This window comes from Stenotrophomonas sp. STEN018 (assembly GCF_056760235.1).
Map to the genome: position 1 here is coordinate 52,639 of NZ_JBRREK010000031.1, position 12,014 is coordinate 64,652.

The window sequence follows — 12,014 nt, forward strand, 5'->3', positions numbered from 1 at the left end:
CAGCGCTCCATCCGTTTCACCGCAGTCCACTACAGGCGTATTACATGCAAGCAAAGGCTGTTAAACCCAATGCGTTGATCTACCTGCTGGTATCCGCGGCCGTGATCGGCTTGGACCAGTGGAGCAAGGCCTGGGTGCTGTCCAGCCTGCCTGAGTTCACCCCGGTGCCGGTGATTGATGGTTTCTGGAACTGGTACCGCACCTACAACACTGGCGCGGCATTCAGCTTTCTCAGTGATGCCGGTGGCTGGCAGCTGTGGTTCTTCACCTTCCTGGCCATCGCAATCAGCGGCCTGATGGCGTTCTGGCTGTCGCGCACGCCGCGCGCCAACTGGCGCAGTGCGCTGCCTTACGCACTGGTGATCGGCGGTGCCATTGGCAACGTCATCGACCGCCAGATTCACGGTCACGTCATTGATTTCATTCAATGGTATGTAGGCAAGCACTACTGGCCCTCGTTCAACATCGCCGATGCGGCGATCGTGGGCGGCGCCATCGGTATCGCCTTGATGGGCTTGCTTGACGGCAAGGCCGAAAAAAAGGCCGGATGATTCCGGCACCTGTTCCCGCATTTGCGACCGTCAGCGGTCGGAGTCGTTGAAGATGGACGTATTGCTCGCCAATCCCCGTGGTTTCTGTGCCGGTGTAGACCGTGCGATCGAGATCGTCAAACGCGCCATCGAAACCCTTGGCGCGCCGATCTATGTGCGTCATGAAGTGGTGCACAACCGTTTCGTGGTCGACGACCTGAAGGCACGTGGCGCCATCTTCGTTGAAGAACTCGACGAAGTGCCGGATGGCAATACCGTCATTTTCAGCGCGCATGGCGTGTCGCAGGCGGTGCGTATCGAGGCGGACCGCCGTGGCCTGAAGGTGTTTGATGCCACCTGCCCGCTGGTAACCAAGGTGCATCTGGAAGTGGCACGCCACTGCCGTGCTGGCCGCGACGTGGTGCTGATTGGCCACGAGGGCCACCCGGAAGTGGAGGGCACCATGGGCCAGTGGAACCGCGAGAACGGCAAGGGGCATATCTACCTGGTCGAGAGCGTGGAAGACGTGGAAGCGCTGCAGGTATCGCAGCCGGAGAACTTCGCCTTCACTACCCAGACCACCTTGTCGGTGGATGACACCCGTGCCGTGATTGAAGCGCTGCGCAAACATTTTCCGATGGTGCAGGGGCCGAAGAACGACGATATCTGCTACGCCACGCAGAACCGCCAGGATGCGGTGCGCGACCTGGCCACGCAGTGTGATCTGGTGCTGGTGGTGGGTTCGCCGAACAGCTCCAACTCCAACCGCCTCAGTGAGCTTGCACGTCGCGAAGGCGTGGAGTCCTACCTGATTGACGGCGCAGACGAGATTGATCCGCAATGGGTGGCTGGCAAGAAACACATCGGCCTGACCGCTGGTGCTTCGGCACCGCAGGTGTTGGTGGATGGGGTGATCGCGCGGTTGCGCGAGCTCGGCGCCGGCAATGTCCGTGAAACTGGCGGCGAGCCGGAGACCATGGTGTTCGCATTGCCCAAGGAACTGCGTCTGCGTCTTGTGGACTGAGCGGCAGCAGCGCATCGCACACGATGAAGCCGATCCTCTGGGTCGGCTTCGTTCGTTCAAGGCGGTGCCGAAGTAGCGATGCTGAACGAGTTGAGCCGGTCGCTCGTACGCTTGGCGATGAAATCGATGAAGACGCGTACCCGAGGTGCCTGCGCGGACATTGGTGGCCACACCAGGAAAATGCCGGTGGGTGCGAAGGCATGGTTGCCCAGTATTTCCTGTAGTTGGCCGCTTGCTATTCCCTCGCGCACCACATAGTCCGGCAGCTGCACGATGCCGAGCCCGGCCAAGGCCGCGCTCGCCAGCGTGCCGACATCGTTGAGGGCGCAGTCGGGGGCGATGGGCTTGGCGATCACCTTGCCTTGGAAACGCCAGGGTTCCATTCGCTCAGTGTCGCGGTGGCGATAGTAGAGGCAGCGATGGCAACCCAGGTCGTCGGGAGTGGCAGGTGTGCCGTGATCGGCGAGATAGCTTGGCGAGGCGCAGGTGATGAGTGCATATGAACCAAGTCGACGCGCCTGCAGGCTGGAGTCCTCCAGCTCGCCAGCCCACAGAGCCAGGTCATAGCCTTCTTCGATGATGTCGAGCCGGTTTGCATCAAGACTGAGGGCGACGTTGACCTCCGGATAGCGCGCGTGGAAGTCGTGCAGTGCCGGCAACAGGAACTTGCGCGCAAGGATGGGGTTGACGGTGATCTTCAGTCGCCCGCGTGGTGTGTTCTGGCGCATGTTCAATTCGCGCTCGGCTTCCTGCAGGTCGTTCAGCACCTTGTCGGCGTAGTGATACAGCACTTCACCTTCGCCAGTGAGTGCCAGTGAGCGGGTGGTGCGGTTGAGCAGACGCGCGCCCAGGCGCAACTCCAATCGTTCGACTGCTTTGCCTACGGCGGATGCGGACAGGCCCAGCTGTCTGCCAGCGGCCGAAAAGCTGCCGGCCTGCACGGCCGAGGCGAACGCGATCAGGCCGTTCAATGATTCCAGGGATGAGAGGACTGGCGACATTTTTTCCTGAGTGTGATGACGGTTGCATGGATTCCGCCTGCATCGGGATCGGCTGAGGATGAGCGCCATGATCCCGTTGCCGACAGCACGTGCGGTGAGCTGTTTGATGGTGGCGGGCGATGGATAGGAATGACGGAGGTGCTTGCCATGGCTACTCGGCAAAAATACTCGGGTACAGGTGCACAGGTGCGCGGTGACAGTGCGCACGCGGTGGCGACCTCGGGCGAGTCGCATTACGACGTGGTGATTGTGGGCGGCGGTTCGGCAGGCGCGGTGATGGCCAGCCGGCTGAGCGAGGAGCCGTTCCGCCGTGTGCTGCTGATAGAGGCCGGACAAACCTACGCACCGGATGCCTATCCCGATGCAGTGCGTCTGCAACACATCATCGGCGGCGATGGCGCGCACGATTGGGGCTATTCGGCTGAGCCCGGTATCTATGGCGCGACCATGCCCGTGCCGCGCGGCAAGGTGCTGGGTGGTTGTTCGGCAGTCAACGCGGGCGTGGCGATGCGCGCACCGGCCGGTGACTTCGAGCGTTGGACCGCGGCCGGACTTGAGCACTGGACTGCGCAGGATGTGTTGCCGTTCTTCCAGCGTAGCGAGCGCACCGTGCATGGTGACGATGCCTTTCATGGGCGAAGCGGACCGTGGCCGATCCACTACCTGCAGGACGATGAAGTCTCCGACATGCAGCGTGCCTTTGTTGCGTCTGCTGTACAGGCCGGTTTCGCGAAGGTGAATGACTTCAACAGCGATCAGCCGTTTGGTGTTGGCCCTTGCCCGATGAACAACCGGATGGGGCAGCGGCTCAATACCGGTATGACCTATCTATCGCTTGATGTGCGGATGCGCCCCAATCTGTGCATCCGCAGCCAGACCTTGGTTGACCGGGTCGCGTTTGAGGGTCGACGCGCGGCTGCAGTGGTGTTGGCCGATGGTCAGCGCATCGAAGCCGACAACATCGTGCTGAGTGCGGGAACCTACGGCACAGCGGCGGTCTTGCTGCGTTCCGGCATTGGGCCGGCAAAGTATCTGCTGGAACTGGATATTGATGTGGTCGCCAACCTGCCGGTCGGTCAGCGACTGCAGGAGCATCCCTTCTTCTACACCACCTGGGCTGCGCGCGCAGACCGGCTTGGGCTGCCAGTACCACCTGTGGGCGCCATTCTATGGGCGCGGTCGTCAAAAGCCGCAGCCAACGTCGGCGACTTCCACGTATCGGCAGTGCACTACGGTGATCCGCACGCATCGCCCACCGGCGCCATCTTCATGCTGGCGCTGGCGCTGACCCGGCCGAGCTCGCTGGGCACAGTGACGCTGCGCTCGCGAGACCCCGACGCCGCGCCGGTAATCGCCCTCAATCTGTTGACCGAGACGCAGGACCGGCAACTGATGGTGGAAGGTATCGAGCTGATCCGGCGCATTGCCCGACAGGGGCCATTGGCGGCATTGATTGCCGAGGAAATGGTGCCGGGCGCGCTGTCGACCTCGTACGAAGCCTTGGAAGCGGCGCTGCCGACTGCCTTGGACATCTACCACCATCCCACCTCCACCGCGCCGATGGGCGGTGGCAATGATGTACATGCGGTACTCGATTACCAAGGGCGCGTGCGCGGCATTGATGGCCTGCGCGTTGCCGACGCCTCGGCGTTCCCGGATGTGCCCTGCGTGGCAACCAATCCCACGGTGATCATGTTGGCTGAGCGCATCAGCCAATGGATGCGGGATGCAGACAGCTGATGTGGCGCACTGAGCTCGCGCCGCGGTTTAAACGCACCGCGCTGATCTGGCTGGCGGTGTATCCAACCGTGCTGACGGTGTTGAGTCTGCTGGGCCAGCATTTTCGGCACTGGCCGTTGCCACTGCGGGTATTGGGATCGACGCTGATCATCGTGCCGATCGTGGTCAATATCAGCGCGCCGTTGGTGGAGGCACTGCTATCTGCAGTGCAGCGCTATTGGGCGGGAGTGATGCAGGGCCCGGCCGATCATGAGTAATCAACGCACGGAGGTCCCATGAACGGGGCAACTAAGTCAGCAGAGCAACTGCGCCGGGCTGCCAATTGGATCAATGGCATTCCACGCTTCGATGGTGTGCTCAAGGATTCGATAAATCCGGCGACCTATGAGGTGATCGGCAGCTACCCAGACAATGGACGCGCGGCGGCGATGGCGGCGGTGTCTGCCGCATCACAGGCGTTCCAGCAGACCATGTGGGCGCACGACCACGAGCTGCGCGCACGGGTGCTGGAGCAGTTGGCGCAGGCATTTGAACGCAATCGTGATCGTCTGGCTGAGATCCTGTCGTTGGAGAACGGCAAGATTGCCGCCGAGGCCGCCTTCGAACTGGATATGGTGCCAAGCAAGCTGCGCTATTCGGCAGCGACCGCGATGCTGGAAGCAGGCCGTTCGCTACGGCCCAAGCCGGGTCGGCTGTCGATGATCCTGCGCCAGCCGATGGGTGTGGCGGCAGTGATCGCACCGTGGAATTCGCCTGTGGTTTTGACCATCCGCTCGTTGGCGCCAGCGCTGGCTGCCGGTTGCACCGCGGTAATCAAGTTGCCGTCGCAGGTAGCGCAGACCGCCAGCACCATGGCCAAGATCATGGCCGAGGCCGAATCCTTGCCGCGCGGTGTGATCAATATCTTCTTCGAAAGTGGCCCGGATGGCTCCAGCTACCTGGTGGATACGCCGCAGGTGCCAGTGGTGAGCTTCACCGGCTCTACCCGCACCGGTCGCGCGATCAGCAGCAGCGGTGCAAAGCACCTGAAGCGCTTCGGCATGGAGTTGGGTGGCAAGACACCGATGATCCTGTTTGAAGACGCCGATCTGGGCCAGGCGCTACCGGTGATTGAAAAAGCGCTGACGGTATTCAGTGGCCAGTTCTGCATGACCGGCTCGCGCCTGCTGGTGCATGACCGCATCTACGATGCGGTGCGCGATGGCGTGGGCGCACGCCTGCGCATGGTCAAGGTCGGACCTGCAGCCGACCCGAGCAGCGACATGGGGCCGTTGATCGATCGCGCAAATGTTGAGCGGGTGGATGCAGTGGTGCAGGAGGCGATCAGTTCCGGCGCGATCGTGGTTGAGCGTGGTGGGCCGATCACCACCGGTCCCTTGCGCAAGGGCGCGTTCTTCCGCCCGGCGTTACTGGAAGTGTTCGACAACGCGCTGTCCATCATCCAGCAGGAAACCTTTGGTCCGGTGCTCACCATTCAACGCTTCAGTGATGAGGCGCAGGCGATCCGACTGGCCAACGACAACGAATATGGATTGGCCGCCAGCGTATGGACGCGCGACGTGGACCGCGCCTTGCGAGTAGCCGAGGCGCTCGATGCCGGCTCGGTCTGGATCAACGACTGGGCGCGGGTATTTGACGGCACAGAGGAGGGTGGTTTCAAACAGTCAGGACTGGGGCGGCTAAATGGCTTGGCCGCGCTGGAAGATTTTCTGGAATACAAACACATTGCGCTGCACCCAGGTCTGGTCGAGCGCTGAACAGCGCCGCATTCCCGCGAGCTGCTATTTGCCGCCACGGTACTGCGGTGGGAGGACATGGCAATGGCGACAGACATGTCGCAGGCGTTGTTCGCTGCCCTGCAGTTCGGGGCGAAAGCTGCGGCCGGTGGCCGAGTGAATCATGCGCGCGGCCTGCTGGTGGAGGGGCACTTCCGCGCCACCTCGACCGCGCCGCAGTTCTGCATGGCTGCGGTATTCGGTGGCGAGGATCTGCGCGTGTTGGCGCGCTTCTCAAGCTCGGGCGCCAATCCGCATATCGATCAACGCAGCCCCGCCGGCGAGCCGCGCGGCCTCGCGCTGCGTATTGGCAACAAGGCGGCGATGGTGCTGGTCGGGCATTCGCTGGAGGGCTTCCCGGCCAGTGACCCGGAAGCGTTTCTGGCTTTCTTGAACGCGTTGAACCAACGCGAACGCTCGCCAGCAATGCTGGCCGCACAGATGGCCGGCTGCCCGGCCGTGGCGTATTTCGAGGAACTGCGCGCAGGCGCAGTGACCAGCAGCTTCAGCGCCTTGGATTACCACATGCTGCATGCTTACCGGCTGATCGCCACGGACGGACGCGCGCGTATCGGCCGCCTCAGCGTGCGCGCGACCAAGCCCTACGTCGCCCGTGCATCGCCGGACGGCCCCGATTATCTGGATAAGCGCATGCGCGGCGAGCTGTCCAAGGGCAGCGTGGTATTCGCCCTGCTGTTCACTCCGGTACCCGAAGGCGAGGACCCGACCGACATCACCCGCGGCTGGGACCCTGCGGCGCCATCATTCGCGCTCGGCCACATCTGGCTGGAGCGGCTGCTGCCGCAGCAGGCCATGCAGCGCAAAGTGGCCTTCGACCCAGTGCTGCTGCCGGCGGGGATAGGTTTTGCCGGGGACCAGATGTTGCATGCGCGGCTGCGGGCTTATCGGTTGGCTGCTGCGCGGCGGTTGGGGCGGTAGAGGCGGCAAATTCTCGGGCGCCTTGGAACTGAAAGCTAGCAAGCCGATCGTGCGTCGGCAGTTCATCGCTATTTAAAGCCCAGTAGCTGCGTTTCGTAAATAGAGGTTTTAATAATGGCAGGGTAGTAGGGGCGGAAGGGAAATAAAAGTAAATATAAAGTTTTCATCCGCTGAGTGTGAGCGAGGGGGAGTGGTGGGCTGTATTCAGTCTATTCACGGTTCGCGTTACGCGGAAAGGCCCGATATTAACTGGGGTGCTGCGTGTATTTTTGAGAAAAATCGCAAATTGAACCGGGATGTGAATTCATCTTTGGGGAGTGTGGTGTTCCTGTTGATAACCGAGGCTGGCGCAAGTGATAATGGGAGGGACTTTGGAGATGGGCGGATGGTGAAGGTTTTGCAAAAGGCTGTACTTTTTTTGGTGGTGGGATGGTTTGTCAGCTGTGCTTCGGCGGATTGCTTGGAAGAGGCTGCCGAATATCAGAGCGTGGACCCTCATGTGCTTCGTGCGATCGCTTTTAATGAGTCTGGAATGCGCGAAGATGCGATTAATAAGAATAATAATGGAACGATAGATATAGGGTTGATGGGGATTAATAGCATTCACCTGGCAGAGCTATCTCGGCACGGCGTAGATGGATCAATGCTGGCCGAGGCGTGCGTCAGTGCTCACGTAGGTGCTTGGTACCTTCGGCGGAAGATGAATAAGTATGGAAATACGTGGCGGGCGGTTGCTGCCTATCATTCAGAGACTCCACATCTCGGTGAAATCTATGTGGAGCGGATCAAGTCGATACTAAAACGGTGGAACGTCATTCCGCTGAGTAATGACTCTTCAGCGATCACCAATCCAGGGAATGAAATCGGTGTGATCCAGTAATGGGGTTATAATACGGAAAAGCTTAGTCCGGCATCGTTGGGACTATCGTCCTGGTAGATGTATCGCGTGCGGCCCATAACACTAGGGGTAAAAGACCTTGAACCCGCTATCCAGACTTGAAAGTGTAATGACCCAGTTGTATGCACAGCTGGATAGGCAGGCAGCGCGCTCAGAGCGCTCAGAAAGACGGGGTAGTTCGAGTGGTGATAAGGACGGGTTTGTAAGCGCTGCGAGAGCGGATGAAGTCCCTTCACTCCTTCATCTGATTGATGACTTGAGAGTGGCAGGAGTCGCCGACGATCGAGTGCTGGTCAGCACCTTGGTCGAGTGGTTGTTACGGAAAGAGTTTGGTGAAGGCTTGGCTAACGAAGCTGAATTTCATCAAACTATTTCTAAAATTTTGGACGTGCTCGCTGGCGATCCGGAATCTTGGGCGCTATGCCTAGCCTGCTTGAGGGCAGAGGGGTAAGCGTCAAAGTTTGAGGTCCGCTGGTCCGGTTGAGGACTCTGGATGCTGCAACGTTCCTTCTCCCATGAGTGCGAATGGTTTGAGTGAGGTGGCGACGTCTACGCGCTAGTAGAGTAGCCGTTGAGGAGTAGGTGCGACTCAGTTTTTTCGGTACTGTCGACGCGATTGTGATTCGCCATGCTCGCTCGGATTTTCGTTCGCACATCCTGAATAAATGGGACAATTTCGGGTGTTGATTGCTCCTGTTGCAGGCCTCGTTCGAGGTGCTGCACTGCTTGGCCAAGCTCGCCTTCGATCATGCAGATCATTCCCTTTGCAAAGTCAGCTGTTGAACTGCTCTCATCTAGAGTTGTTAGTGGGAGCCATGTAGCCACCGCCTGTACCAGATCGGACCGACATAGCTCCAGCTGTCCCAGCATGAATCTTGCCATATGCAAATTCGGATTCAGTACCAAGGCCTTGCTCAAATCGGCGTGCGCGAAGTCATAGTCACGCTGATTGGCGTAGATTGAGCCCCGCAACAGCATCAGGCGAGAGTCCGTGGGGTAATCTACCAGCCCTTGGTTGATCAAATGCATGGCTTCAGATTCGGAGCGATGCATGGCCTGTTTGATCTGATCGAGTTGCTGCTCGTCACAGTTACTATAAAAAATTGGCTTATTCATACTTGGTCTTCCCATGTGGAGCGTCGAGATTTGTGGGTTCTTTCCCGCAGCAGTGCCATTCCAGAACGATGAAGTTGTGAAACCCTGCTTTTACTAATGCCTAGCAGTGTCGCGATCTGCGTGAATGTCAGCGATCGCAAATAATGGTAGCGAATGATCATGCTCATTTTTTCGGGCAATGTGTCCAGCGCAGAAACCATTGCTTCGCGCTCCTGTCGCCAAAGCACCGATTCATAGCCACTCATTTGAATCTCGTCTGTTGTTCCTTGCTGATCTGCTTGGTACATACCCGTGTCGCTCAACATGAAGCCGATGGCCAAGCCAACCGTAAGCTCGGAGAGGCGCTCTAGAGGTGACCGGGATGGCTCGGGAGCAAGTGACGCCATCCTCTCTTTTTGAATCCGCTTTCTGCAGGCAATCTGGGCCTGTGCATCGGTGAGCTTCTCAACACCATTCAAAATGTTGCCGCGGATACGTATCGTGCAGAACGTGCGAAATTCTACCCCTCGAGATGGATCAAAGCGCTCTATGCTTTCCAGTAACCCGATGCATGCGAGTTGCATGAAGTCATCGAACTGCACGTCATCGCGCTGTCTCGCGGAATAGAGCCTGGCTGCGATGCTTCGGGCATACGGTTCGTATTGCAGGAAGATACGCTCCCGCTCGCACTTTGAAGCTGAAGGTCCAAGCGCTACGCGCAGCGGGCCAACTTCTTCGTCAAATTCATCGTGCTCCACTTTCTCAGACATGACGGCTCGCGAGGTCATCTAAAGCTGGTAAGCACGCTTTGAAGGATTAAACTCCATCCATCAACCATGATGAACATTAGAACCTTCAAAGGCAGCGATATTGTGGCTGGTGGAACCATCAGCATGCCTAGTGACAACAGTACGCTGGATACGACAAGGTCGATTAGAAGGAAGGGCAGCAGAATCACGAAGCCTATCTGAAAGGCGACACGGAGCTCATTGAGGATGAATGCTGGCGTGAGTTGCAATAGTCCAATCTGCTCTGGCGATGCAGGGAGCTCTTTGCCGGATAGCTCATACATGAGCGCCAGTTCATCCTCGCGGACTTGGCGAAGCATGAAATCGCGCATTGGCTCGGCCCCTTTCTCATACGCCGAGTCAATCGGCAGTGTGCCTGCCATGAATGGCTGCAGGGCCTCGCTGTTGATGCGCTCCAATGTGGGCATCATTGCGAAAACCGTGAGTAGCAAACCCAGGCTCACCAGCACAGGCGTTGGCGGAGTTTCCGGCATGCCGAAGGCGTGACGAATCATGGACAACACGATAATGATTCGAATGAAGGCGGTCATGGAGATGACCAAGGCTGGCCCAAGGCTTAGCAGGGTCAAGATAGTGGCAATGCGAACAGCTTCGCTGGTGCCCGTTGTGGTAGATATATTGTCCAGCTGATGTAGCAAAGAGCTATCGCCGTTGCTCATCTGCTGAGACGTGTCTGCTGCGAAAGCCGAGAACCCAAAGCCCAGCGCTATCGCGCAGAGGATGTGGGGGGATAGGCTACGAATGGCACTTCGCCATTTTGGACATACATCGATTTCAAGTTTCATGGCAGGGCTGAGGTGCGTTGCTCTTGAGCGTAGTTGTTTCGTTGCTCAGGTTCGTTAGTGGTGATGAAGGGGATACTGAAGATAGATGCACGCTTCCGGTGCTGGTGATCAGTAAGAATTGATGGTCTTGGAACCCGATAACATGCATTGATGTTCGCGTATCGATCGCGACGCTCTCGATCACACGCAGATTCCTTGTATTTCTTTTTGTTGGAAGAACCCATCTCTTTCGAATGAAGGCGATTGCCCCTATGCCAAGTGCGAGACAGAATCCGAGTGAAAGTGCGACGCGGACGTAGTCAATTTCGGTGATCATGATCTACAGTTTATCGAGGAATAATTGAGGGGCATGTTGACTATTCTGTAACCGCAATCTCGGTGATGCGTACGCCAAAATTGTTGTCGATGGCCACGAGCTGTCCGCGCGCGACAATTTGGCCATTCAAAAGCACATCGACGTCCTGTTGCAGGTGCTGGGTGAGCTCCAGGAGCGAGTCCTGCTGCAATGCTAGAAGCTGCTCGACCGTTGTTGTCGTCGTGCCGAGGCGGATCTCGAGCTCGACAGAAACGTTATTGAGCACGTCTAAAGAAGGCCTGCGCGAGTCTTTAGTCGGTCCTGTGCTTTTATGTGCAGGGAGCTCGATATGGGAAATTTCGGATCTTGCTGGAGTTTCAATGCTTTTCATGATGCTTTCTGGTTGTTAGTGAAGTTGAAGGCGAGGGCTCTCTTTTCGCCACTCCGTACTGGGTGCCCCCAGCCCAGTAGCGACGAGGCGCCTTCGCGGGAGCACAGTCGTACTTCGACCGGTTCGGCGATCGATTGGGAGGTTGTCAGTACGTCGCCCACCGCTAGAGTAGATAGCTCCATCGCACTCACCGTCGGGGCCTTGAGGTGCGCCGAGATCGATACGCTTGTTGCTGCCAGTGCTGATGATCGCGATACCAATAAGGGTGTAAAAACTGCGGTTGAAGGCGCAAGCTTGGTGCAACCCCACAGGTGCTCTGCAGAGCAGTGGATTTCCAGTAGGCTCGGATGATCCTCTGTCGAGACCGTCAGCTTCAACGCGCCGTACTTGAAGCGCATCACATCCGAGATAGATGCGTCAGCTCGTTCAAGATGGCTGCTAGCTGTTAAGCCGGATTGGAGCATCTGCATAAGCTCTTCAAGCATTTCATCGCGAATGCAATCGTGTATATGTTGTTGTAAGGGTGAAGTCGGCGTGCTCGCAGCATGCTCTGATAGTTTCATCGCCGTTTCCGCATAGCGATTCCAATCAGATAGGCGCAAGAGAGCATGCACTTGGCCACTAAGGAAGCTCTGAACAACTCCCCCGAAGCTGCCAGACTGCAATCCGCGATTTGAGAGCTTGATCGACCCATGCAACTAACCTTTGGCGACGCCGAACAACAAGGCCGAC

At 58.2% G+C, this 12,014-nt stretch carries 15 protein-coding genes; 8 read left to right on the forward strand and 7 right to left on the reverse strand.

Annotated elements, in window-relative coordinates; genetic code table 11:
* Positions 1–44: 44 nt before the first annotated feature.
* The gene (gene lspA / locus ACVOMB_RS13215) at positions 45–551 is read left to right on the forward strand and encodes a signal peptidase II (protein ID WP_481531590.1); all 507 of its coding nucleotides are present in this window, start codon (positions 45–47) and stop codon (positions 549–551) included.
* A gap of 52 nt (positions 552–603) precedes the next feature.
* On the forward strand, positions 604–1,554 hold the full coding sequence (gene ispH, locus ACVOMB_RS13220; protein ID WP_481531591.1) for a 4-hydroxy-3-methylbut-2-enyl diphosphate reductase: 951 nt from the start codon (positions 604–606) through the stop codon (positions 1,552–1,554).
* A gap of 56 nt (positions 1,555–1,610) precedes the next feature.
* Here the strand turns inward: ispH and ACVOMB_RS13225 are convergent, their stop codons facing one another.
* Positions 1,611–2,555: a LysR family transcriptional regulator gene (locus ACVOMB_RS13225; RefSeq protein ID WP_481531592.1), complete on the reverse strand. Its 945-nt coding sequence runs from the start codon at positions 2,553–2,555 to the stop codon at positions 1,611–1,613.
* A 147-nt stretch (positions 2,556–2,702) separates the two neighbouring features.
* Here ACVOMB_RS13225 and ACVOMB_RS13230 point away from each other — a divergent pair, with 147 nt between their 5' ends.
* The 6 genes from ACVOMB_RS13230 to ACVOMB_RS13255 all read left to right on the forward strand — a co-directional run bounded on the left by ACVOMB_RS13230 (position 2,703) and on the right by ACVOMB_RS13255 (position 8,358).
* On the forward strand, positions 2,703–4,295 hold the full coding sequence (locus ACVOMB_RS13230; RefSeq protein WP_481531593.1) for a GMC family oxidoreductase: 1,593 nt from the start codon (positions 2,703–2,705) through the stop codon (positions 4,293–4,295).
* The gene (locus ACVOMB_RS13235; protein ID WP_481531594.1) at positions 4,295–4,552 is read left to right on the forward strand and encodes a hypothetical protein; all 258 of its coding nucleotides are present in this window, start codon (positions 4,295–4,297) and stop codon (positions 4,550–4,552) included. Before ACVOMB_RS13230 ends, ACVOMB_RS13235 begins: the two co-directional genes overlap by 1 nt.
* Before the next feature lie 18 nt (positions 4,553–4,570).
* Complete coding sequence (locus ACVOMB_RS13240; protein ID WP_481531595.1) at positions 4,571–6,052, forward strand: aldehyde dehydrogenase family protein; 1,482 nt, start codon at positions 4,571–4,573, stop codon at positions 6,050–6,052.
* 63 nt (positions 6,053–6,115) lie between these two features.
* Positions 6,116–7,009, forward strand: a complete 894-nt coding sequence (locus ACVOMB_RS13245) for a catalase (protein WP_481531596.1) — start codon at positions 6,116–6,118, stop codon at positions 7,007–7,009.
* 298 nt (positions 7,010–7,307) lie between these two features.
* Entirely contained in the window at positions 7,308–7,889 is a 582-nt protein-coding gene (locus tag ACVOMB_RS13250) for a lytic transglycosylase domain-containing protein (RefSeq protein ID WP_481531597.1), read from the forward strand.
* Between the two features lie 127 nt (positions 7,890–8,016).
* Complete coding sequence (locus ACVOMB_RS13255) at positions 8,017–8,358, forward strand: hypothetical protein (RefSeq protein ID WP_481531598.1); 342 nt, start codon at positions 8,017–8,019, stop codon at positions 8,356–8,358.
* 98 nt (positions 8,359–8,456) lie between these two features.
* Here ACVOMB_RS13255 and ACVOMB_RS13260 read toward each other — a convergent pair whose 3' ends face one another.
* The 6 genes from ACVOMB_RS13260 to ACVOMB_RS13285 are packed head-to-tail and all read right to left on the reverse strand — an operon-like array spanning position 8,457 to position 11,845.
* Entirely contained in the window at positions 8,457–9,023 is a 567-nt protein-coding gene (locus ACVOMB_RS13260) for a tetratricopeptide repeat protein (RefSeq protein WP_481531599.1), read from the reverse strand.
* On the reverse strand, positions 9,020–9,772 hold the full coding sequence (locus ACVOMB_RS13265; protein ID WP_481531600.1) for a sigma-70 family RNA polymerase sigma factor: 753 nt from the start codon (positions 9,770–9,772) through the stop codon (positions 9,020–9,022). Before ACVOMB_RS13265 ends, ACVOMB_RS13260 begins: the two co-directional genes overlap by 4 nt.
* 14 nt (positions 9,773–9,786) lie before the next feature.
* Positions 9,787–10,596 carry a flagellar type III secretion system pore protein FliP gene (gene fliP / locus ACVOMB_RS13270; protein ID WP_481531601.1) on the reverse strand — a complete coding sequence of 270 codons (810 nt, stop codon included), beginning with the start codon at positions 10,594–10,596 and terminating at the stop codon, positions 9,787–9,789.
* Positions 10,586–10,912 carry a flagellar biosynthetic protein FliO gene (locus ACVOMB_RS13275; RefSeq protein ID WP_481531602.1) on the reverse strand — a complete coding sequence of 109 codons (327 nt, stop codon included), beginning with the start codon at positions 10,910–10,912 and terminating at the stop codon, positions 10,586–10,588. The genes fliP and ACVOMB_RS13275 overlap by 11 nt, the downstream gene beginning before the upstream one ends.
* 40 nt (positions 10,913–10,952) lie before the next feature.
* Entirely contained in the window at positions 10,953–11,282 is a 330-nt protein-coding gene (locus ACVOMB_RS13280) for a FliM/FliN family flagellar motor switch protein (RefSeq protein WP_481531603.1), read from the reverse strand.
* On the reverse strand, positions 11,279–11,845 hold the full coding sequence (locus ACVOMB_RS13285; RefSeq protein ID WP_481531604.1) for a FliM/FliN family flagellar motor C-terminal domain-containing protein: 567 nt from the start codon (positions 11,843–11,845) through the stop codon (positions 11,279–11,281). The genes ACVOMB_RS13280 and ACVOMB_RS13285 overlap by 4 nt, the downstream gene beginning before the upstream one ends.
* Positions 11,846–12,014 lie beyond the last annotated feature (169 nt).